Source organism: Streptomyces sp. NBC_01537 (assembly GCF_045040445.1).
Lineage (GTDB): Bacteria > Actinomycetota > Actinomycetes > Streptomycetales > Streptomycetaceae > Actinacidiphila.
Genome location: NZ_CP109392.1, coordinates 7,438,214 through 7,457,940 on the forward strand (window position 1 = coordinate 7,438,214; position 19,727 = coordinate 7,457,940).

The following is a 19,727-nucleotide window of genomic DNA, read 5'->3' on the forward strand; positions in this document are numbered from 1 at the left end:
GGGCTACAGGTCGTGGCCCAGGACGACGCCCAGCTTCTTCACCAGGTCGTACGCCGCGTCCGGGATCACCGTCCCCGGCGGGAAGACCGCTGTGGCGCCCGCCTCGTGCAGCTCGGGGATGTCCTGCGGGGGAATGACGCCGCCCACGACGATCATGATGTCCTCCCGGCCCTCGGCGGCGAGCTCCTCGCGCAGCGCCGGTACGAGGGTGAGGTGCCCGGCGGCGAGCGAGGACACGCCCACGACATGGACGTCGGCCTCCACCGCCTGCCGGGCGACCTCGCCCGGGGTCTGGAAGAGCGGGCCGACATCGACATCGAAGCCCAGGTCGGCGAAGGCGGTGGCGATCACCTTCTGGCCGCGGTCGTGTCCGTCCTGGCCCATCTTGGCGACCAGGATGCGCGGTCGCCGCCCCTCCGCCTCCTCGAAGGCGTCGACCATGGCGCGGGTGCGGTCCACGGTGGGGGATTCACCTGCCTCGTTGCGGTACACGCCGGAGATCGTACGGATCTGGCCGGCGTGCCGCCCGTACACCTTCTCCAGGGCGTCGGAGATCTCGCCGACGGTGGCCATCGCGCGGGCGGCGTCCACGGCCAGGGCGAGGAGATTGCCCTCCCCGCTCGCTGCGGCCGCGGTCAGGGCCTCCAGGGCCGCCTCGCAGGCCGCCGAGTCCCGTTCCTCCCGCAGCCGCCGCAGCTTGGCGATCTGCTGCGCGCGCACCGACGAGTTGTCGACCTTCAGGACGTCGATCTGCTCGTCCGTCTCGACGCGGTACTTGTTGACGCCGATGACCGGCTGCCGCCCCGAGTCGATCCGCGCCTGCGTCCGCGCCGCCGCCTCCTCCACCCGCAGCTTCGGGATGCCGGCGTCGATGGCCTGCGCCATACCGCCCGCCGCCTCGACCTCCTGGATGTGCTGCCAGGCGCGACGCGCGAGGTCGTACGTAAGCTTCTCGACGTACGCGCTGCCGCCCCAGGGGTCGATCGTGCGGCAGGTGCCGGACTCCTGCTGGAGCAGCAGCTGGGTGTTGCGGGCGATGCGGGCGGAGAAGTCAGTGGGGAGGGCCAGCGCCTCGTCGAGGGCGTTGGTGTGCAGGGACTGGGTGTGGCCCTGGGTGGCGGCCATCGCCTCGACGCACGTACGGGTCACGTTGTTGAACACGTCCTGCGCGGTCAGCGACCAGCCCGAGGTCTGCGAATGGGTGCGCAGGGACAGCGACTTGGGGTTCTTCGGGTCGAACTGCTTGACCAGGCGGGCCCAGAGCAGCCGGGCGGCGCGCAGCTTGGCGATCTCCATGAAGAAGTTCATGCCGATGGCCCAGAAGAAGGACAGCCGGGGCGCGAACGCGTCGACGTCCAGGCCGACTTCGAGACCCGCCCGCAGGTATTCGACGCCGTCGGCCAGGGTGTAGGCCAGCTCCAGGTCGGCCGTCGCGCCCGCTTCCTGGATGTGATAGCCGGAGATCGAGATGGAGTTGTAGCGCGGCATCTTCTGCGAGGTGTACGCGAAGATGTCGGAGATGATCCGCATCGAGGGCTTGGGCGGATAGATGTAGGTGTTGCGGACCATGAACTCTTTGAGGATGTCGTTCTGGATGGTCCCGGCCAGCTTCTCCGGCGGCACCCCCTGCTCCTCAGCCGCCACGATGTACAGCGCGAGGACCGGCAGCACGGCGCCGTTCATCGTCATCGACACCGTCATCTTGTCCAGCGGGATGCCGTCGAAGAGCTGGCGCATGTCGTAGATCGAGTCGATGGCCACGCCCGCCATGCCGACATCGCCCGTCACGCGCGGGTGGTCGCTGTCGTAGCCCCGGTGGGTGGGCAGGTCGAAGGCGACCGACAGGCCCTTCTGGCCGGCGGCGAGGTTGCGCCGGTAGAAGGCGTTGGACTCCTCGGCGGTGGAGAAGCCCGCGTACTGGCGGATCGTCCACGGCTGGTTGACGTACATCGTGGGATACGGCCCGCGCAGGAAGGGCGCGATGCCGGGGTAGGTGCCCAGGAAGTCCAGGCCCTCCAGGTCACGGCCGGTGTAGAGCGGCTTGACGGCGATGCCCTCGGGGGTCTCCCAGAGCAGGTCGCCGTCGCTGGTGCCGGTGGACTCCTTGACGGCGGCGCGCCACTGCTCGTCGGTGACGTCGGGGGAGGGAGCACCGGCGCCGAGGTCCACGTGGGAAAAGTCCGGGATGGGAGGCATCAGGCCACTCCGATGTGGTCGAGTACGGAGGACAGCACGGCCACCGCGTCACAGCCCGCGAAGACGTAGTCGTCCACTCCGGCGTACGAGCCCGGGCGTCCCGCCAGGAACACCCGCTGGACGCCTGCCGACTTGAGCTCCTGCGCCGCGGGCCCGGCCTGCTCCTCGTACAGCGCGTCGCTGGAGCACAGACAGGCGACGACAGCTCCGGACGGGTCGTCGACCGGCTCGATGCCGCCCGCCTGGAAGAGGTTCGCGGCGAAGGACAGGCGCGCGGTGTGCGCGGCGGCCGGGCCGAGAGCGGCGAGGTGGACCTTGGGCCGGGCGCCGGTCGCGGCGAGGTGGGCGTCGGAACGGGCGCGCAGCGCCTCGTACGCCTCGTCGCGGCGCACGCGGGGGAGACCGCCGCCGGGGGTGGTGGGGGCGGCGGGCAGCGGCTCGCGCTCCACGGGCTTTTCGGCCAGGTTGGGGAACTCGCTGACGCCGGTGATGGGTTCGCGGCGCCGGGCGAGCTTCTTCTTACGGTCCTGCCAGGTCGCGGCGATCCGGTCGGCCGCGAAGCCGGAGGCGAGGGCGGCGGACTGCCCGCCGGCACGCTCCAGCTCCTGGAAGAAGGACCAGGCGGCGTGGGCGAGTTCGTCGGTGAGCTGCTCGACGTACCAGGAGCCGCCGGCCGGGTCGATGACGCGGGCCAGGTGGGACTCCTCCAGCAGGACGGTGGAGGTGTTGCGCGCGATCCGGCGGGCGAAGGCGTCCGGGAGGCCGAGGGCGTGGTCGAAGGGGAGCACGGTGACGGACTCGGCGCCGCCGACACCGGCGGCCAGGCAGGCCAGGGTGGTGCGGAGCATGTTCACGTAGGGGTCGCGGCGGCTCATCATCACCGGCGAGGTCACGGCGTGCTGCAGCTGCGCGGTGCCCCCGTCCGGCACCCCGCTGACCTCGGCGACCCGGGCCCACAGGCGGCGGGCCGCCCGCAGCTTGGCGATGGTGAGGAACTGGTCCGCGGTGGCCGCGTACCGGAACTCCAGCTGCCCGCAGGCCGCGTCGACCGACAGCCCGGCCTCGGTGAGGGCCCGCAGGTACGCGACGCCGGTGGCGAGCGAAGCGCCCAGCTCCTGCGCGGCCGAGGCCCCGGCCTCGTGATACGGCATGGCGTCCACGACGAGGGCCCGCAGGCCCGGCCAGTCGCGGTCGCACAGCCGGGCCAGCTCGACGGCCTCGGCCATGCCGATGACCTCACCCGTGCGGGCCGTGTACCCCAGCGGGTCGGCGCCCAGGTTGCCGCGCGCCCCATCCCGGGGCACGCCGCGCTCCTCGTACAGGCGCAGCAACGCACGGGCGGCGGCGTCGAATTCGCCGCCCGCGTCCAGCGCCACGGGAGCCAGATCCAGATAGACCCCGTCCAGCGCCGCCGCCAGAGCGTCCACCGGCACGCCGGAGGCGCCGACGGTCAGCCAGAGCGAGGTGACCCCGTTCTCCAGGTCGGCGAGCACGGCCTCGTTGGTGCGGTCCGGCTCGGTGCGCGCATGGCGCTGGCGTACGTCCCAGCCGCCCGCCGCGGCGCCCCCGGGCCGGCCGCCCCGGACGTACGGCGCGAAGCCGGGATATCCGAGGTCGGCAGGGGTGTCCCCGGTGTGTCCGGTGTCCCCGGCCGTGTAGAGGGGGCGGGCGGTGAGCTCGTCTTCGAGCGCGGTGGACAGTGCTTCCTCAGCCGCGGTCCCAGAGGCGTCCTTGCCCGATTTGCGCAGTACGCCCTCGACAAGGCGCTGCCACTGATCATGGGTCGCATCAGGGAACTCGGCGGCCAGCGAAAGCCCGTCATCAGGCAGGACCGTCATGCTCCGATGCTAGGACAGACGCACAAAGGAGCAGCAGAGGCAAGGGCTGTGACCTTGGACTCGGCGACACGCCCTTGAACCGGCCCGGCCCGTGCCGCTACGGCGGTCTGCGCCGCCAAGGCGCTCCGTGCGCCGGGTCTGTGACCGGGCGCGACCTTGGCCGGGGGCCGCCCGACCGCTAACGTCTTGTCCGATAGGACGACGGTGCGACGGAAGTCCGGTGAGATCCCGGCACGGTCGCGCCACTGTGTATCCGGCAGCCGGCCCCTCCCGGGGAGCGGCCGCCGGTGAGTCAGACCCGCGCATTCGTCGTCGCGTGCTCCAAACAAACGCGGGACGCGTGTTCCCGAGGAGGTCTCGCCATGGCTCAGTCCGCCATCGCCCCTGCCACCGTAGCTCCGGTTTCCCCGACCGCCACGGCCCCTCTCCCGATCCGGGCGATCCTGCCCTGGGCGGTGTTCTTCGGCCTGCTGATGCTCGTGCTGCTGTACTTCGTCGGCGCCGAGCAGGGCGCCACCTCCCTCATCTCCGGCGAGGGCGTCCACGAGTGGGTGCACGACGGCCGGCACCTCCTCGGCTTCCCCTGCCACTGACGAGACCAGGGGGACCCACACACATGAACTCCGCAGTCGTCAGAAACCTTCTGGTCCGCGGCATGCTCGCGGGCCTGGCCGCCGGGCTGCTCGCCTTCGGCCTGGCCTACCTCATCGGTGAGCCCAACGTGGACGCGGCCATCTCCTACGAGGAGAGCCACTCCCACGAGCACGAGATGGAACTCGTGAGCCGTGCTCTCCAGTCCACCGCCGGCCTCGCCACCGCCGTCCTGGTCTTCGGCACCGCGGTGGGCGGCATCGCCGCCCTCGCGTTCTGCTTCGCCCTCGGCCGCCTCGGACGCTTCAGCCCGCGCGCCACGGCAGCCCTGCTCGCCGGGGCCGCCTTCGCCACCGTCTACCTGGTGCCCTCCCTGAAGTACCCGGCCAACCCGCCCGCCGTCGGCAACCCCGACACCATCGGCAAGCGGACCACCCTGTACTTCCTGATGATCGCCCTCACCGTCCTCCTCGCGATCGGCGCCACCATCCTCGGCCGCCGCCTGGCGGGCCGCCTCGGCAACTGGAACGCCACCATCGCCGCCCTGATCGCCTTCATCGCGGTCATCACCGTCGCCATGGTCTTCCTCCCTGCCATCAACGAGGTCCCCGACGGCTTCCCCGCCACCACCCTCTGGCAGTTCCGCCTCGCCTCCCTCGGCATCCAGGCCCTGCTCTGGTCCTCCTTCGGCGTGATCTTCGGCACCCTCGCCGAGCGCGTCCTCAACCCCAGGCCCGCCGCGGACGCCGCGCCGGGCACGGACAACAGCACGGCCACGCAGGCGGCCGCCGTCCACTGACGCCCGCCGTCGCACCGCACCACCTCAAGGATCCGCCGGGGGCGCGCCCGGCGGATCTTGTTTTCGGTCAGCTCGGATCAGCTCGGCTCAGCTCACCCGTGGTCGTACACGGTCACCGCTATCCCCTTGCCCGTCAGCCGTGCCACCACCAGCGGCTCGACCCGCTCCCACCGGCCCCCGGCCAGCCCGCAGCCGATACGCGGCATGTGAACCGACGCGCCCAGCTCCGCCGCCCGGTCGGCCAGCGCGCCCAGCGCGGTGTCGATGGCCTCGTAACGCACCGGGACACCCTTGCTTCCCGTCCGTATCCCGTGCTGCCCCACCATGTTCGCGATCCACACCAGCGGTTCCACCTGCACCATCTGCAGGGCGCCCAGCCCGAAGTCGTTCCCCGCCCGCTCCCGGTGCCAGCGCCGATACGCCGCCTCCGGCTCGCTCCAGCGCCGCGACACGGCCAGCACGAAGCCCTTGCCCCAGCCGCCCAGGTCGTTGCAGACGTGTGCGATCACCTTCGGGCCCTTGCCCAGGGGCGTGGTCGCGTCCCCCCGTACGTACTCGATCCCCGTTGTCGACATGATCCGAAGGTAACGGGAGGCACTGACAACGGGCCCGCGGATATCCGGTCGTCCCCGGCCCGGAGGCCGATTACGGTGGGCAGCCGACCCACGGATCCGCCGAGGAGACTGCGATGCCCCGCACCGGGACCACCGGGACCGGCACGACGACGCTGTGGCGGCCGGTCGGCCCGGAGGAACTCGCCCTCGTCGAGGCGTCGGGCTGGCGGGCCTGGCCGCCGCGGCTGCCCGAGCAGCCCATCTTCTACCCGGTGCTCAACGAGGACTACGCGATCCGCATCGCCAGGGACTGGAACGTCCCCGCCTCCGGCGTCGGCTACGTGACCCGGTTCGAGGCCGACAGCGAGTTCCTCACCCGCTACCCGGTCCGGCAGGCCGGCGGCAGGACGATTCTGGAACTCTGGGTCCCGGCGGAGGAACTGGCGGAGTTCAACGGCCACATCGTCGGCACCATCGAGGTCGTTCATGAGTTCCGGCCGCCGGCATGAGCTCCGGCCGCTCCCGTAGCAGAGCCGGCGCCACCGTGGCCGCGGCGCTGACGCTTGCCCTGGGGCTGGGCATCAGGGCGGCAGCGGCAGGAGACGTCGCCAAATACGCCGGGGACGCGCTCTACACCGTTCTGCTCCAGGCGCTGGTCGTCCTGGCCGTCCCCAGGGTGAAGCCGGTCGCGGCGGCCGGGACCGCGCTGGGGATCAGCTGGGCGATCGAGCTGTGGCAGCTCAGCGGGGTGCCCGCGGAGCTGTCCGCGCGGAGCGTCATCGCGCGGCTGGTCCTGGGTTCCACCTTCAATCCGCCCGACCTGTTCTGGTACGCCGTGGGCGCCGCACTCGGCTGGCTGGTCCACAGGCTGGTCCACGCCCGTATTGCCCGGAGATCACATCAAGTGGCAGGCTGCTGACCATGAGCGCTCCGGACCGTAATCGCTCGCAGCCGATCCCAGCCCGCCGGCCGTACCTTCGCAGCGAACTGCACAGCAAGCTCGCCCCGTTGAGCGACCAGGTGGCGAATCTCTGGGACGGTGCCCACCCGCTCGAATACGAGGAGATCGCCGACGGCCTGTACGCGGTGTTCCGTACCGCGAGCAATCTGGCGCCGCAGAAGAGCTACACGGGCTGCACCGAACACCCCAACGGCGCCCTGGACCCCGAAGCGCCTGACGGCTGGGGGCTCTGCCTCATCTGCAACGACCGACGCCGCCAGGGTGCCAGCGTCCTCCCGTCGGCAGGCACGGGTGCGCAGCGGCGCGGCGGGTATCCGGTGCCGGAGCCCCCGTTCACGCTGGAGCGCCTCGTCGAGTGCATGCGCGAGCTGAACGAACTCGCGTTCTCCCTCGAACTGACCTCACCCACATCCGCGTACGCCACGGTTGCTGACCGGCTCCACGAAGCCTTCTGCGTGGCCAGGGAGCTGGCCCGCCCGCGCAACGTCTCCGGCTGCGCCAAGCACCCCGGCGCCCCGCTCGACCCCGATGCGCCGCCAGGGGAGGAGTGCCTCTTCTGTGCCGGTGAGAAGCGGCGGCAGGCCCTGGCCGGCAACCCCGTGACCCTGCCCCCGGTCCGCCGGGGCGAGCGCCGCAACACCTACCGGCGCTTCCCGCGCGCCGTCAACCCCGGTCCGTGATGTCGCGTTCGGCGGCCAGCGCGGAGATCCGCGCGGCGAGCGCGGTGTCCTTCGCGGTGATCGCGCCGCCCGCGTCATGGGTGTTCACGGCGAAGGTGATCGTGCCGTACAGGATCGTGATCCGCGCGTGGTGGTCCGCCTCGTCCTCGGCGGCGGCCACCGCCGCGTAGAACGGCGGGACGGCGGCCCGGCCCGCCTTGTACGTGGCGGTCAGCTCGCCGTCCTTCACCGTCCAGCCGGGCAGGTCCCGGAGCGCTCCGGCGAGCTCGTCTTCGGTCAGCGGCGGTACGGGCATCGGGGCGGTCCCTTCGGACGGGGCGGGGTCCTTCTCGTTGTACCAGCTCCATGCGGGGGGCCGCCCGCGCCACGGGGCCGCCGCACGGGTGAGGGCCGGACAGGCGTTAGTCCTCCCAGTCCAGCTGGGCCTCGGGGACACCGGCCGAGCGGGCGTACTCCTTCGCCTTGTCCCGGCCCGCCGCGTCACCGCGCGGATAGCGGAACACCTGGCCGGCGAAGACCACGAACGCCTCGGCCGAGGTGTTGAAGTTGACATACCAGCCGCCCGTCGGCGCCAGGCATCCCGCGAGCGCCTCCGCCAGCGGCCCGGCGTCGCTCTGCGCCGCCTCGAACTCCAGGAGCGTCCAGTGGCGCGGCTGGCCGTCCGCCGCGGTGCCCGCCTCGATCCGCGACATCTTCGCCAGCGTGAGCGGGACACCGTCCAACTCGGCCCCGATACGCAGGCTTTCGGCGATCAGTACACCTTTGAGCATCGTCTCTCCCGCACGGTTGCCATACGATGAGCGCCCGTGACGTCGTATGAACACTGGTCCCTCATCGTCTCGTTCGTCTCGCTGGCCCTCAGTATCACGGGCTTCGGGGCATTGCTGTGGCAGCTTCTGATGCTCGCTCAGTCGACGCGGCTCGATCACGCCCGGCGGCGTACGCAGGCCACCATGGAGTACCTCAGCGCCACCATGGACCGCCGGAGCAGCCTGCGCGAGCGGGGCATTCCCGAGGACCGGGACTCCGCCGAGCTGACGGCACTGATCGACCGCAGCGTCGCCGGAGACGCGCAGGCGACCAAGCTCATCGTCGAATATCTGACGATCTTCAATTTCCTCGGCGTCGCCGCTCAGTCCGACGCCTTCGATCCGGCCGTCATCGACCAGGCATGGGGCGGCCTGATCCTCGCCGTGCACGGGAACTACCGGCCCTGGATCGACAGCCAGCGGGAGAGGCGGGGCGAACCCCGGCTCTACGAGGACCTGGAGTGGCTGGCCGCCCGCATGACACCACGGCGGGTCGCTCCCGTCACAGTTCCGAGTCCTCACTCACCGACGGTTTGACATCGGGCGTCCCGTCCACGAGCCCGAGGTCCCCCGGGCGGACCGGGCGCGCCTCGCGCTGCGCCAGCCACCCGGACACCCGCGGTCCGCCGTACAGTGCCTCGCCCTCCCGGACGGTGCGCACGTGCCGGAATCCCTGGCTCAGGTAGTAGTCCTGCAGCCGGCGGTTCGTGGTCCAGGCATCGAGCCGCAGCCACTTCGCCGAGGCGCGGTACGCGCGGTCGCCCGCCCAGTCCAGCAGTCGCCCCCCGAGGTTCTGACCGGCATGGGTGCGGGCGACCGTGAGCTTGCTGACGTACTTGGCGGGCTCGCTCGCCTCGGCCGCCGTCCACAGCCCCTCCCCGGCATCCGGGGTGACGGTGATCGTGGCCGCGGTCACGTCCCCGTCGCGCACCATGAACACGGTTCCGCGACGGACGGCGGCCAGCAACCGGTCCGCCGGATACGGACGCCCCCACTGGTCGGTGCCGAGCAGGGCCAGCCAGGCCGCCGCCTCCTCCCGGAAGGCCAGCAGCCTCGCCAGATCCTCCGGTCGAGCGGAAGTTATGATCACGGTGTCTCGTTTCTGGCCGGCGAACCACAGCTTCGGGGAAACCATCATGAACGACCTCGCCCGCTGGAAGGGCCTGCCCAGCGCCGTGCTCGCCGATGTGACCGACGCCGAACCGCTCTCCGGAGGAGCGGTCAACGACGTCTGGCGCCTGACCCTCGCAGGCGGAACCCGGCTTGTCCTCAAGGGCTCTGCCCAGGTGCCGTCCGACCTGTTCCCCTTCGAGGCGGACGGACTGCGCGCCCTGCGCGATCAGGGCGGACTCCGAACGCCCCGTGTGCTGGAGGTCAGTTCCAGCCACCTCCTCATGGAGTCGATGGAAGCCCTCCCCGGCACCGACGCGTTCTGGGAAGCGGCCGGCCGGGCAGTCGCCGGTCTGCACGCGGTGCGCGGAGACCGGTTCGGCTGGCACCGCGACGGATGGCTGGGCCTCCTCCGCCAGGAGAACACCTGGACCGAGGACGGGCACGAGTTCTTCGCCGAGCACAGGATCCGCCGCTACCTGCGGGAGCCCAAGGTCCGACGGGCCCTGGACGCCGCCGATCTGGCAGGCCTGGAAAGGATCTGCGACCGCCTTCACCTGCTCGTCCCGTCCGCGCCGAGCGTGCTCAATCACGGGGATCTGTACCGTGGCAACGTTGTCGCGGACGCCGCCGGCGCGCCGGTGTTCATCGACCCGGCGGTGTGCTGGACGTGGGCCGAATCCGAACTCAGCATGATGTACTGCGTCGCTCCTCCTCCGGAGTGCTTCTTCCGTGCCTATCAGGAGATCTCGCCACTCGCCGACGGCTGGCAGGAACGCATGCCGCTGCTGCACCTGCGCGAACTCCTCAGCGTGGTCGCCCATTTCGGCGCGGTGGCGGACTGCCTGACAGAGATCAGAGAAGTCGTCCGCACGTTCCGCTGAACCTACGGGTGGTGCGGCGGGATGGTCGCCACCGCAGGCGCCGGCTCGGGCCAGACGAGCAGGACGGGACAGGGGGCGTGGTCGACGACGAAGCGGCTGGCCGGCCCGAGGCTACGCGGTCCCAGGTGTGTACGGTCGCCGTCGCGGGCGAGGATGAGCAGCTCCGCACCTTCCGTGGCCGCGACGACCTCCCGCTCGATCCGTCCGACCCGCTCCAGGCGGGTGCACGGGCCGCCCAGGCGCTCGGCGGCGGCCTGGAGCAGCTCCCGGGCGGACGCGGCGGCCAGGGCGGTGACCCGTTCGCCGGGGTCACGTTTGTGGTGCGCGCGGCCGAGCAGCCCGGCGTAGGCGCCATGTGCGGCGCCGGGGATGTCGCTGCCGGTGACATGGAGCAGGACGACCTCGGCGTCCCGGGGCGCGTGTGCCCGGGCGGCGTCGACGCACGCGGGCCAGGTGCCTTCGACGATCCAGACGACGACGGCCATCGCTTCAGCCTCCTCCGAGCACGGTCAGCGAAGCCCACAGTGCCAGTACGGCGAGGAAAAGGCTCGCGGGTACGGCGAGCAGTCCGAGCCGGGTGAACTCCCACAGCTCCACCTCACCGTCGTGCGCGTGCACGATGCGCCGCCACAGCAGGGTGGCCAGCGATCCGGCGTAGGTGAGGTTCGGTCCGATGTTCACCCCCACAAGCACGGCGAGTACGGCGCCGGCTCCCGACGGGGCCGTCAACGGGAGCAGTACCAGCACAGCGGGCAGGTTGTTGATCACGTTCGCCAGCACCGCGGCCACCGCCGCGAGGCCCAGCAGCGCGGCCGGCCCCGTACCGCCCGGGATCAGCCCGCCCAGCGCCCCGTCCAGCCCGTTGTCCACGACCGCCTGCACCACGATCCCCAGCGCCAGCACGAAGGCCAGGAACGGCACGGACGCCGCACGCACGATCGCGCTCGGGCTCGTCCGGCGCCGGGCCAGCGCCCTGGCCGCCAGGACCACCGCACCTGCCATCGCCGCCCATGCCGGGTCGATCCCCAGCGCCGAGGTCACTACGAAACCGGCCAGCGTGCCCCCCACCGTGGCCAGCGCGAACACCGGCAGCCCGGCCGCGTCAGCAGCGGGCGGCGCCTGCGCACCGGCGTCCAGATCAGTGGCGAAGAACCTGCGGAACACCGCGTATTCGGCGGCGATCGCAACCAGCCACGGTAGCGCCATCAGCGCGGCGAACCGGGTGAAACTCAGCCCGCTCGCCGCGAACGCCAGCAGGTTCGTGAGGTTGGAGACCGGCAGCAGCAGTGAGGCCGTGTTCGACAGATGCGTGCACGCGTACATATGCGGCTTGGGCCGGGCGCCGATGCGCGCGGCGGTGGCGAACACCACCGGCGTGAGCAGCACCACCGTGGCGTCCAGGCTCAGCACCGCCGTGATCACCGACGCGCTGACGAACACCTGGACCAGCAGCCGCCGCGGCCGCCCCGCCGCCGTCCGCGCCATCCACGCCCCGCACGCGTCGAACAGCCCCTCCTCGTCGCACAACTGGGCCAGCACCAGCACTGCCGCCAGAAACCCGATCACCGGCCCCAGCCGCCCCGCCTCGGCCCGGGCGTCCGCCAACGAGATCGCCCCGGTGCCGATCACCACCGCCGCCGCAGGAACAGCGACCACCGCCTCCGGCCAGCCGAAGGGACGTACCACCGCACAGACCAGCACCAGCACCAGCAGGGCCACGGAAAGGATCTCCGCGAGCGAGGTGTTCAGGATCCACTCCTTGCAGGCGGCGGCAGCGTGAGCCCCCATCGAACCAGACGCGGTCAGCAAGCAGCCCCGCCGCTTTCCGTGAAGGAAAGCGGCGGGGCTGAGGACGCAGGGCCGCTTTTAGATGTCGAAGTAGAGCTCGAACTCGTGCGGGTGCGGCCGCAGCTGGATCGGGGCGATCTCGTTGACCCGCTTGTAGTCGATCCAGGTCTCGATGAGGTCCGGGGTGAAGACCCCGCCCGCGAGCAGGAACTCGTGGTCGGCCTCGAGGGCGTCGAGGACGGCCGGGAGGGAGGTGGGGACCTGGGGGACGCCGGCGTGCTCTTCGGGGGCGAGCTCGTAGAGGTCCTTGTCGACGGGCTCGGCGGGCTCGATCTTGTTCTTGATGCCGTCGAGGCCGGCCAGCAGGAGGGCCGAGAAGGCCAGGTACGGGTTGCTGGACGGGTCGGGGGCGCGGAACTCGATGCGCTTGGCCTTGGCGTTGGCACCCGTGATCGGGATACGGATCGCGGCGGAGCGGTTGCGCTGGGAGTAGACCAGGTTGACCGGGGCCTCGAAGCCGGGGACCAGGCGGTGGTAGGAGTTCACCGTCGGGTTGGTGAAGGCCAGCAGCGAGGGGGCGTGCTTGAGGATGCCGCCGATGTAGTAGCGGGCGGTGTCCGAGAGGCCCGCGTAGCCCTGCTCGTCGTAGAAGAGGGGCTGGCCGCCCTGCCAGAGGGACTGGTGGCAGTGCATGCCGGAGCCGTTGTCACCGAAGATCGGCTTGGGCATGAAGGTGGCGGTCTTGCCGTTGCGCCAGGCGACGTTCTTCACGATGTACTTGAAGAGCATCAGGTCGTCGGCGGCGGCGAGCAGCGTGTTGAACTTGTAGTTGATCTCGGCCTGGCCGGCGGTGCCGACCTCGTGGTGCTGGCGCTCGACCTGGAGGCCGGAGGCCTCCAGCTCCAGGGAGATCTCGGCGCGCAGGTCGGCGAAGTGGTCGACCGGCGGGGTGGGGAAGTAGCCGCCCTTGTAGCGGACCTTGTAGCCGCGGTTGTCCTCCAGCGCACCGGTGTTCCAGGCGCCGGCCTCGGAGTCGATGTGGTAGAAGGACTCGTTCGGGCCAGTGGCGAAGCGGGCGCTGTCGAAGACGTAGAACTCGGCCTCGGGGCCGAAGTACGCGGTGTCGGCGATGCCGGTGGAGGCGAGGTAGGCCTCGGCCTTCTTGGCCACGTTGCGCGGGTCACGGCTGTACTGCTCGCCGGTGATCGGGTCGTGGATGAAGAAGTTGATGTTGAGCGTCTTGTCCTTGCGGAACGGGTCGACGCGCGCCGTCGACAGGTCCGCGCGCAGGGCCATGTCCGACTCGTGGATGGCCTGGAAGCCGCGGATCGACGAACCGTCGAAGGCGAGCTCCTCGTCCGGGTCGAAGGAGCCGACCGGAACGGTGAAGTGCTGCATGACACCGGGCAGGTCGCAGAACCGGACGTCCACGAACTTGACGTCCTCATCAGAGATGAACTTGTTCACCTCGTCGGCGTTCTGGAAAGACATCCAACTCCTCCTTGGCCCGGCCTGCGGCGACCGGATTGCGGCTTTTACGTGCGACCAGTGCGGTGGCACACGTTGGACCTGACCTTAGGGATCAGGGATTTCCCCATCATGACCCATTTGTTTCTTAGAGGTTAACCGCGACCCCTGGAGAGTGAAGGGGCAAGGGGGGACTGATCCGTACAGCGCAGTACGGTGGACACGTGGAAAACAGGGATGCGATCGGATCATGGCTGGACGGCCCCAAGGCGGCGGCCGAGCAGGCAGGCGTCGACTTCGGCTACCGGGGCGAGCGGCTGGGGCTGCCGGAGGAGGGGTCGGGCTCGATCGCGCCGGTGGGGCGGCGGATCGGAGCGCTGTTCATCGACTGGTTCCTGTGCCTGGTGATCGCATACGGCTTGATCGCGCAGGGTGACGCACGCGGCGCCAACCAATGGACGACGGTGGTCTTCGCCGTACTCAGCGTGCTCACCCTCGGCACCATCGGCATGACGCCCGGCAAGCGGCTGCTGCGCCTGCGCGTGGTCCGGCTGGACGGCACCAGGCTCGGGTTCGGCGCGGTCGTGCTGCGCACGCTGCTGCTGCTCCTGGTGATCCCGGCGGCGGTCTGGGACCGCGACACCCGCGGGCTGCACGACAAGGCGGTGGGCGCGGTGCAGGTCCGGCTGTGAGGAATGTGGAGTGACAGGGGAACGACGACAGAGGAACGACGATGGGCCCGGAGGTTCTGCCTCCGGGCCCATCGTCATTTCGTATGCGATTTCGGGCCGCTCAGCGCCCCTTCGGCATCCGCATTCCCTTGGGCATCGGGCCCTTCGGAACCGGCATGTTCTTCATCAGGTCGCCCAGCGCGCGCAGCCGGTCGTTGACCTCGGTGACCTTGGGGCCGGGCAGTACGCGCGGCAGCTTCAGCAGCGTCGTACGCACCTTCTTCAGCGGCACCTCGCCCTCGCCGGTGCCGACGATGATGTCGGTGACCGGCACGTCGAGCACGACGCGCGCCATCTTGCGCTTCTCGGCCGCCAGCAGGGACTTCACCCGGTTCGGGTTGCCCTCGCCGACCAGCACGATGCCGGCCTTGCCGACCGCGCGGTGCACGAGGTCCTGGCTCTTGTTCATCGCCACCGCCGGGGTGACGGACCAGCCGCGTCCGACGTTCTCAAGGACCGCCGCGGCCGCGCCCGGCTGGCCTTCGAGCTGCCCGAAGGCGGCCCGTTCGGCCCGGCGCCCGAAGATGACCGCCATCGCGAGGAATGCCAGGAGGAAGCCCAGGATGCCCGCGTAGATGGGGTGACCGATCAAGAAACCGATAGCGAGGACGACACCGAAGGTGACGATGCCCACAGCCGCTAGGACGAGACCGACCTTGGAGTCGACCCGCCTGGTCATCTTGTACGTCTGGACGATCTGCTTAAGTCGCCCAGGGGTGCTGCTCTCGGAAGATTCCCTCGCCATGCCGGACAGGATACGTGTCCGAACGGCTGGAAGTGCTACCGGTGTGGGGCCAGGGGCTAGCGCGAGCCCATGGCGTCAAGGACGTGCTGGGCCTCGTGGCGGTCCTTCGCCCGCTTGCGGTCCTCCAGGACGGCGGACCACGCGTTGCGGCGGGCGGTCTGCTCCGCGCCGCGCAGCAGGAACGATTCGACGACGCGCAGCGCGCCCGTGACGGAGGTGGCGGGGAAGGTTGAGGCGGCGGCCTGCATGTGGGTCCCCCTAAGGACGCTCAGAATCGCAAGGATGTGCGTGAATCCAGGGTCACCACATTGTGTTACCAGTCCGTGACCGGTCGGTCAAACTCGCATGAAGGCCAAGCGAGTCTTCTACGCTGACCGACCACGTCAGGGCTCCGAACGGAAAACCCTGACGTGACCGGATCCACAGGACAGCAGTAGATCAGCCGCGAGCCGCGAGCGCCTGCTGGAAGAGCCGTCCGGCGCGGTACGAGGAGCGCACGAGCGGCCCCGACATCACACCCGCGAAGCCGATCTCCTCGGCCTCCTCCTTCAGTTCCACGAACTCCTGCGGCTTCACCCAGCGCTCGACGGGGTGGTGCCGCACGGTCGGCCGCAGGTACTGGGTGATCGTGATCAGCTCGCAGCCGGCGTCGTGCAGGTCCTGCAGGGCCTGGCTGATCTCCTCGCGCTCCTCGCCCATGCCGAGGATGAGGTTGGACTTGGTCACCAGACCGGCTTCCCGGGCCCGGGTGATGACCTCCAGCGACCGCTCGTAGCGGAAGGCCGGGCGGATCCGCTTGAAGATCCGCGGGACCGTCTCCACGTTGTGCGCCAGCACCTCGGGACGGGCGCCGAAGACCTCGGCGAGCTGCTCGGGGACCGCGTTGAAGTCGGGGATGAGCAGCTCGACCTTGGTGCGGCCGTCGGCCCGGTCCGCCGTCATGGCGTGGATCTGGCGCACGGTCTCGGCGTAGAGCCAGGCGCCGCCGTCCTCCAGGTCGTCGCGGGCGACGCCGGTGATGGTGGCGTAGTTCAGGTCCATGGTGACGACCGACTCGCCGACCCGGCGCGGCTCGTCGCGGTCCAGGGCCTCCGGCTTGCCGGTGTCGATCTGGCAGAAGTCGCAGCGCCGGGTGCACTGGTCGCCGCCGATGAGGAAGGTGGCCTCACGGTCCTCCCAGCACTCGAAGATGTTGGGGCAGCCGGCCTCCTGGCACACCGTGTGCAGGCCCTCGCTCTTCACCAGCGCCTGCATCTTGGTGTACTCGGGACCCATCTTCGCCCGGGTCTTGATCCACTCGGGCTTGCGCTCGATGGGGGTCTGGCTGTTGCGGACCTCCAGACGCAGCATCTTGCGGCCTTCAGGTGCGACAGCGGACACGTCCGACTCCCTCTTGCGAATTCGCAGACTTCGTTTCCATGGCGAACACCAGGGTACGCCCGTGCATTCCTAAACAGGGACCGGCTCTATACGGCCCGGGGGAGGGGTGCCGCCGTGTCCAGGACCGCCCGCAGATGCTTCTCGACCACCGGCAGCACCTCCCGCACGGAGACATCGCGGCCCAACTCGTTGCTGAGCGAGGTGACGCCCGCGTCCCGGATGCCGCACGGCACGATCCGGTCGTACGCGGTGTTGTCCGGGTCGCAGTTGAGCGCGAAGCCGTGCATCGTCACGCCCTTGGCGACCCGGATGCCGATCGCGGCGAGCTTGCGGTCCTCGCGGCGCTGGCCGGCGTTGGAGGGGGCGTACTCGGGGCCGCTGAGGCGGGGGTCGAACTCCTCGTCGTGCAGGCGCGGGTCGAAGTCCAGGGTGAGCCCGGGGATCACGGCGGGGCGGTCTTGGACCGGGTCGCCCAGGACCCAGACGCCGGACCGTCCCTCGACCCGCGAGGTCTCCAGGCCGAACTCCGCGCAGGCGCCGATCAGGGCGTCCTCAAGGCGTCGTACGTGTGCCACGACGTCCACCGGGCGGGGGAGCTTCAGGATCGGGTAGCCGACGAGCTGGCCCGGGCCGTGCCAGGTGATCTTGCCGCCGCGGTCGACGTCCACCACGGGGGTGCCGTCCAGGGGGCGCTCGTTGTCCTGCGTACGCCGCCCCGCGGTGTAGACCGCCGGGTGTTCCAGCAGCAGGCACGTGTCGGGGATCTCGTCCGCGAAGCGGGCCGCGTGCACCCGCCGCTGCTCCTGCCATGCCTCCTGGTACTCCACGGCTTCCCCGCCGAAACCCAGGTGGACGAAACGCAGGTCACTCACGGCTGCTCCTTGGTGTGTCGCCCTCGTCGCCTCATGCGCTGCCTCACGCGCTCTGCACAACTGTACGTCCGGGGGTACGGGGGTCTGCGGACGCCCCTGACGGCCGCGACATACCAGGCGTACGGAGTGGAGGGAAGGATTCCGGGTGCACAGCCCGGGGAAATTCACCCGTTTCGGCGAATGCGAGGCTCAGGTAGTGAGCGGGTCGCCACAGAACGTTACATTCGCGCCGTTCTGGACGAATACCTGGAAGGCAGGGGACCGCACCGCCGATGACCGACCGATCCACGCAGCGCTCGCCCAACCGTCGGCTCGCCGCCCTCATCGCTGAGGCCGGATTCTCCAACGCAGGGCTCGCCCGCCGCGTGGACCAGCTCGGCATAGAACACGGCCTCGATCTCCGCTACGACAAGACCTCCGTCACCCGCTGGCTGCGCGGTCAGCAGCCGCGCGGCACCACGCCCGCCCTCATCGCCGAGGTCTTCACGCGCAGGCTGGGCCGCCGCCTGTCCGCGCAGGACCTCGGCCTCGACGCCGTCGCGCCCGTCTACGCGGGCCTGGAGTTCGCCGGCTCCCCGGAGGAGGCCATCGACATCGTCGCCGGGCTCTGGCGCAAGGACACCGGCGGCCAGACGGACGGCCGCCGCATCGCCTTCACCCCGGCCGGGCTCGTCGTCCCCAGCCGCGACTGGCTCATCGGCCGCGCCGACGACCGGGTCGCCCGCGGCCCGGCCGCCGATCCCGCGCCCGGATCCGGCATGCGCGTGCCCGCCCAGACCCGGGGCCCGGGGCCGGCGCACTCCCTCTCGCCGTCCGGGTCCGGGTCCGCCTCCCCGCCCCGGGCCACCGGCCAGCGCGTCACCATGGGCGACATCGCCGCCCTCCGCTCCGTCGGCGAGCTCTTCCGCTCCCTCGACAACGCCTACGGCGGCGGCCACGCCCGCCAGGCCCTCGTCCGCTACCTCGAGTACGAGGCCGAGCCCATGCTCCGCGGCTCCTACGGTGAAGCCCTCGGCCGCCGTCTCTTCGCCGCCGTCGCCGACCTCACCCGCCTCGTCGGCTGGACCTCCTACGACATCGGCTCCCACGGCCTCGCCCAGCGCTACTTCGTCCAGTCGCTGCGCCTGGCCCAGGCCGCCGCCGACCGCGTCTACGGTGCCTACGTGCTCGTCACGATGAGCCGCCAGGCCGTCTACCTCGGCCACGGCCGCGAGGCCGTCCAACTGGCCCGGGTGGCCCAGCAAGGCGTCGGCTCCGGCGCCGCCCCCGTCGTCCAGGCCCTGCTCCACGCGGCCGAAGCCCGCGGCCACGGCCTCCTCGGCGAGGTCCGCGCCTGCACCGCCGCCCTCGTCCGCGCCGAACGGGCCCTGGAGGCCGCCCGCGGCGACGACGTCCCCCACTGGGCCCGCTTCTTCGACGAGGCCCAGCTCGCCGACGAGTTCGGCCACTGCCACCGCGACCTCCAGCAGTACCGCGCCGCCGTCCAGCACGCCGAGCGCTCCCTTCAGCTGCGCGGCGCCGCCTACGCCCGCTCACGGCTCTTCTGCCGCGTCGTCCTGGCCTCGTCCCGCCTCGGCCTCGGCGAGCTCGACGCGGCCTGCGCCCTCGGCGCCGAGGCCATGCAGCAGGCGGCCGACATGCGCTCGCTGCGCGCGACGGAATACGTACGCGACTTCGCCCGGCGTCTGGAAGCCCACCGCGACGCACCCGCGGTGCGGGCCTTCCACGACCGCGCGGCCTCGCTGGGGGTGCTGTCGATGTGACGGTCCCGGGGCCGCGCCCCGGACCCCGGACGGGCTGAAATCCAGCCCGTCCGGACAGACCCTAAAGCGGCCGACCCATCAGCACATCGTCCACAAGCGCCCCCTCCAGCAGGAATTCGCCCGGCAGCACGCCCTCCACCACGAAGCCGAGGGATTCGTAGAGCCGCCGTGCGGGCTCGTTGTGCCCCAGCACGCGCAGCGTGATCCGGCAGGCGCCCTGCGCGCGGGCCGTGTCCATCGCCGCTTCCAGCAGGGCCCGCGCGACCCCGCGCCCGCGAGCCCGGGGAGCGACGGCCAGGCCCTGGATCTGGCGGACGTGCGCGTTGCAGGCCAGCGGGGTGGGCGGGACGACACGCACGTAGCCGGCGAGGCGCCCGTCGGCCTCGGCGACGAGGCAGGGGGCCGGGGTGTGGCCGTCGTCGAAGAAGGCGTCGTCGGCCGCGGGCCGGGGCTGGACGGCGTGCAGGGTGGACCAGGCGTCGCGGTCGACGCCGGCGAGCTCCGCGTCGTCGGAGAGCGCGGCCGGCCGGATGCTTATGTCGGACATGCGGTCACCCTG

At 71.0% G+C, this 19,727-nt stretch carries 23 protein-coding genes; 9 read left to right on the forward strand and 14 right to left on the reverse strand.

All coding sequences use genetic code 11. The annotated features are described in order from the left end of the window. Positions 1-3 precede the first annotated feature (3 nt). Positions 4-2,196, reverse strand: a complete 2,193-nt coding sequence (gene scpA / locus OG607_RS34220) for a methylmalonyl-CoA mutase (protein WP_405731698.1) — start codon at positions 2,194-2,196, stop codon at positions 4-6. Beyond that, positions 2,196-4,034, reverse strand: coding sequence for a methylmalonyl-CoA mutase family protein (locus tag OG607_RS34225; RefSeq protein ID WP_405731701.1), 1,839 nt, complete (start codon positions 4,032-4,034; stop codon positions 2,196-2,198). The genes scpA and OG607_RS34225 overlap by 1 nt, the downstream gene beginning before the upstream one ends. Positions 4,035-4,396: 362 nt before the next feature. Between OG607_RS34225 and OG607_RS34230 the strand changes: the two genes are divergently transcribed. Continuing rightward, a complete protein-coding gene (locus OG607_RS34230) occupies positions 4,397-4,627 on the forward strand; it encodes a CbtB-domain containing protein (RefSeq protein WP_405731704.1) in 231 nt (76 codons plus the stop codon). 23 nt (positions 4,628-4,650) lie between these two features. Beyond that, entirely contained in the window at positions 4,651-5,424 is a 774-nt protein-coding gene (locus OG607_RS34235; RefSeq protein ID WP_405731707.1) for a CbtA family protein, read from the forward strand. A gap of 92 nt (positions 5,425-5,516) precedes the next feature. Here OG607_RS34235 and OG607_RS34240 read toward each other — a convergent pair whose 3' ends face one another. Further along, positions 5,517-5,999, reverse strand: coding sequence for a macro domain-containing protein (locus tag OG607_RS34240; protein WP_405731710.1), 483 nt, complete (start codon positions 5,997-5,999; stop codon positions 5,517-5,519). Between the two features lie 113 nt (positions 6,000-6,112). On the opposite strand from OG607_RS34240, the gene OG607_RS34245 reads away from it, so the two are divergent. From OG607_RS34245 to OG607_RS34255, 3 genes are read left to right on the forward strand one after another with little or no spacing between them, the layout of a single operon-like run. After that, complete coding sequence (locus OG607_RS34245) at positions 6,113-6,487, forward strand: ADP-ribosylation/crystallin J1 (protein WP_405731713.1); 375 nt, start codon at positions 6,113-6,115, stop codon at positions 6,485-6,487. Further along, positions 6,484-6,897 carry a DUF2809 domain-containing protein gene (locus tag OG607_RS34250; RefSeq protein WP_405731715.1) on the forward strand — a complete coding sequence of 138 codons (414 nt, stop codon included), beginning with the start codon at positions 6,484-6,486 and terminating at the stop codon, positions 6,895-6,897. Before OG607_RS34245 ends, OG607_RS34250 begins: the two co-directional genes overlap by 4 nt. A 2-nt stretch (positions 6,898-6,899) precedes the next feature. Further along, a complete protein-coding gene (locus OG607_RS34255) occupies positions 6,900-7,619 on the forward strand; it encodes a hypothetical protein (RefSeq protein WP_405731718.1) in 720 nt (239 codons plus the stop codon). On the opposite strand, the gene OG607_RS34260 is transcribed toward OG607_RS34255, so the two are convergent. Beyond that, entirely contained in the window at positions 7,603-7,914 is a 312-nt protein-coding gene (locus OG607_RS34260) for a 4a-hydroxytetrahydrobiopterin dehydratase (protein ID WP_405731719.1), read from the reverse strand. The genes OG607_RS34255 and OG607_RS34260 overlap by 17 nt on opposite strands. Before the next feature lie 106 nt (positions 7,915-8,020). After that, a complete protein-coding gene (locus OG607_RS34265) occupies positions 8,021-8,389 on the reverse strand; it encodes a hypothetical protein (RefSeq protein WP_405731722.1) in 369 nt (122 codons plus the stop codon). 36 nt (positions 8,390-8,425) lie between these two features. On the opposite strand from OG607_RS34265, the gene OG607_RS34270 reads away from it, so the two are divergent. Then, entirely contained in the window at positions 8,426-8,965 is a 540-nt protein-coding gene (locus OG607_RS34270; RefSeq protein WP_405731725.1) for a DUF4760 domain-containing protein, read from the forward strand. Here OG607_RS34270 and OG607_RS34275 read toward each other — a convergent pair. Beyond that, on the reverse strand, positions 8,931-9,518 hold the full coding sequence (locus tag OG607_RS34275) for a GNAT family N-acetyltransferase (RefSeq protein WP_405731728.1): 588 nt from the start codon (positions 9,516-9,518) through the stop codon (positions 8,931-8,933). The genes OG607_RS34270 and OG607_RS34275 overlap by 35 nt on opposite strands. Positions 9,519-9,564: 46 nt before the next feature. Between OG607_RS34275 and OG607_RS34280 the strand changes: the two genes are divergently transcribed. Next, on the forward strand, positions 9,565-10,422 hold the full coding sequence (locus OG607_RS34280; RefSeq protein WP_405731731.1) for a fructosamine kinase family protein: 858 nt from the start codon (positions 9,565-9,567) through the stop codon (positions 10,420-10,422). 2 nt (positions 10,423-10,424) lie between these two features. Here OG607_RS34280 and OG607_RS34285 read toward each other — a convergent pair whose 3' ends face one another. The 3 genes from OG607_RS34285 to glnA form a co-directional block, all read right to left on the reverse strand. Beyond that, positions 10,425-10,907, reverse strand: a complete 483-nt coding sequence (locus OG607_RS34285) for a universal stress protein (protein WP_405731734.1) — start codon at positions 10,905-10,907, stop codon at positions 10,425-10,427. A 4-nt stretch (positions 10,908-10,911) separates the two neighbouring features. Then, on the reverse strand, positions 10,912-12,210 hold the full coding sequence (locus OG607_RS34290; protein ID WP_405731737.1) for an SLC13 family permease: 1,299 nt from the start codon (positions 12,208-12,210) through the stop codon (positions 10,912-10,914). Between the two features lie 78 nt (positions 12,211-12,288). Next, a complete protein-coding gene (gene glnA / locus OG607_RS34295) occupies positions 12,289-13,701 on the reverse strand; it encodes a type I glutamate--ammonia ligase (protein WP_405731740.1) in 1,413 nt (470 codons plus the stop codon). 200 nt (positions 13,702-13,901) lie between these two features. Here glnA and OG607_RS34300 point away from each other — a divergent pair, with 200 nt between their 5' ends. Next, positions 13,902-14,369: an RDD family protein gene (locus OG607_RS34300; RefSeq protein WP_405731743.1), complete on the forward strand. Its 468-nt coding sequence runs from the start codon at positions 13,902-13,904 to the stop codon at positions 14,367-14,369. A gap of 100 nt (positions 14,370-14,469) precedes the next feature. Here the strand turns inward: OG607_RS34300 and OG607_RS34305 are convergent, their stop codons facing one another. The 4 genes from OG607_RS34305 to lipB all read right to left on the reverse strand — a co-directional run bounded on the left by OG607_RS34305 (position 14,470) and on the right by lipB (position 17,405). Then, complete coding sequence (locus OG607_RS34305) at positions 14,470-15,153, reverse strand: DUF4191 domain-containing protein (RefSeq protein ID WP_405731746.1); 684 nt, start codon at positions 15,151-15,153, stop codon at positions 14,470-14,472. Positions 15,154-15,209: 56 nt separating this feature from the next. After that, positions 15,210-15,401: a hypothetical protein gene (locus OG607_RS34310; protein WP_405731749.1), complete on the reverse strand. Its 192-nt coding sequence runs from the start codon at positions 15,399-15,401 to the stop codon at positions 15,210-15,212. Positions 15,402-15,591: 190 nt separating this feature from the next. After that, complete coding sequence (gene lipA / locus OG607_RS34315) at positions 15,592-16,533, reverse strand: lipoyl synthase (protein WP_405731752.1); 942 nt, start codon at positions 16,531-16,533, stop codon at positions 15,592-15,594. A gap of 86 nt (positions 16,534-16,619) precedes the next feature. After that, on the reverse strand, positions 16,620-17,405 hold the full coding sequence (lipB, locus tag OG607_RS34320; protein ID WP_405731755.1) for a lipoyl(octanoyl) transferase LipB: 786 nt from the start codon (positions 17,403-17,405) through the stop codon (positions 16,620-16,622). 272 nt (positions 17,406-17,677) lie between these two features. On the opposite strand from lipB, the gene OG607_RS34325 reads away from it, so the two are divergent. Continuing rightward, positions 17,678-19,168, forward strand: a complete 1,491-nt coding sequence (locus OG607_RS34325; RefSeq protein WP_405731758.1) for a regulator — start codon at positions 17,678-17,680, stop codon at positions 19,166-19,168. Between the two features lie 61 nt (positions 19,169-19,229). Here the strand turns inward: OG607_RS34325 and OG607_RS34330 are convergent, their stop codons facing one another. Next, complete coding sequence (locus OG607_RS34330) at positions 19,230-19,715, reverse strand: GNAT family N-acetyltransferase (RefSeq protein ID WP_405731760.1); 486 nt, start codon at positions 19,713-19,715, stop codon at positions 19,230-19,232. Positions 19,716-19,727: the final 12 nt, after the last annotated feature.

Excerpts from the sequence above, each read along its gene's own strand:
- OG607_RS34330 (WP_405731760.1), bottom strand. The coding sequence starts at position 19,715 with ATGTCCGACATAAGCATCCGGCCGGCCGCGCTCTCCGACGACGCGGAG.
- OG607_RS34260 (WP_405731719.1), bottom strand. The coding sequence starts at position 7,914 with ATGCCCGTACCGCCGCTGACCGAAGACGAGCTCGCCGGAGCGCTCCGG.
- OG607_RS34255 (WP_405731718.1), top strand. The coding sequence starts at position 6,900 with ATGAGCGCTCCGGACCGTAATCGCTCGCAGCCGATCCCAGCCCGCCGG.
- OG607_RS34225 (WP_405731701.1), bottom strand. The coding sequence starts at position 4,034 with ATGACGGTCCTGCCTGATGACGGGCTTTCGCTGGCCGCCGAGTTCCCT.
- OG607_RS34290 (WP_405731737.1), bottom strand. The coding sequence starts at position 12,210 with ATGGGGGCTCACGCTGCCGCCGCCTGCAAGGAGTGGATCCTGAACACC.
- OG607_RS34245 (WP_405731713.1), top strand. The coding sequence starts at position 6,113 with ATGCCCCGCACCGGGACCACCGGGACCGGCACGACGACGCTGTGGCGG.
- OG607_RS34325 (WP_405731758.1), top strand. The coding sequence starts at position 17,678 with ATGACCGACCGATCCACGCAGCGCTCGCCCAACCGTCGGCTCGCCGCC.
- OG607_RS34230 (WP_405731704.1), top strand. The coding sequence starts at position 4,397 with ATGGCTCAGTCCGCCATCGCCCCTGCCACCGTAGCTCCGGTTTCCCCG.
- OG607_RS34240 (WP_405731710.1), bottom strand. The coding sequence starts at position 5,999 with ATGTCGACAACGGGGATCGAGTACGTACGGGGGGACGCGACCACGCCC.
- OG607_RS34250 (WP_405731715.1), top strand. The coding sequence starts at position 6,484 with ATGAGCTCCGGCCGCTCCCGTAGCAGAGCCGGCGCCACCGTGGCCGCG.
- glnA (WP_405731740.1), bottom strand. The coding sequence starts at position 13,701 with ATGTCTTTCCAGAACGCCGACGAGGTGAACAAGTTCATCTCTGATGAG.
- scpA (WP_405731698.1), bottom strand. The coding sequence starts at position 2,196 with ATGCCTCCCATCCCGGACTTTTCCCACGTGGACCTCGGCGCCGGTGCT.
- OG607_RS34235 (WP_405731707.1), top strand. The coding sequence starts at position 4,651 with ATGAACTCCGCAGTCGTCAGAAACCTTCTGGTCCGCGGCATGCTCGCG.
- OG607_RS34285 (WP_405731734.1), bottom strand. The coding sequence starts at position 10,907 with ATGGCCGTCGTCGTCTGGATCGTCGAAGGCACCTGGCCCGCGTGCGTC.
- OG607_RS34280 (WP_405731731.1), top strand. The coding sequence starts at position 9,565 with ATGAACGACCTCGCCCGCTGGAAGGGCCTGCCCAGCGCCGTGCTCGCC.
- OG607_RS34310 (WP_405731749.1), bottom strand. The coding sequence starts at position 15,401 with ATGCAGGCCGCCGCCTCAACCTTCCCCGCCACCTCCGTCACGGGCGCG.
- OG607_RS34265 (WP_405731722.1), bottom strand. The coding sequence starts at position 8,389 with ATGCTCAAAGGTGTACTGATCGCCGAAAGCCTGCGTATCGGGGCCGAG.
- OG607_RS34305 (WP_405731746.1), bottom strand. The coding sequence starts at position 15,153 with ATGGCGAGGGAATCTTCCGAGAGCAGCACCCCTGGGCGACTTAAGCAG.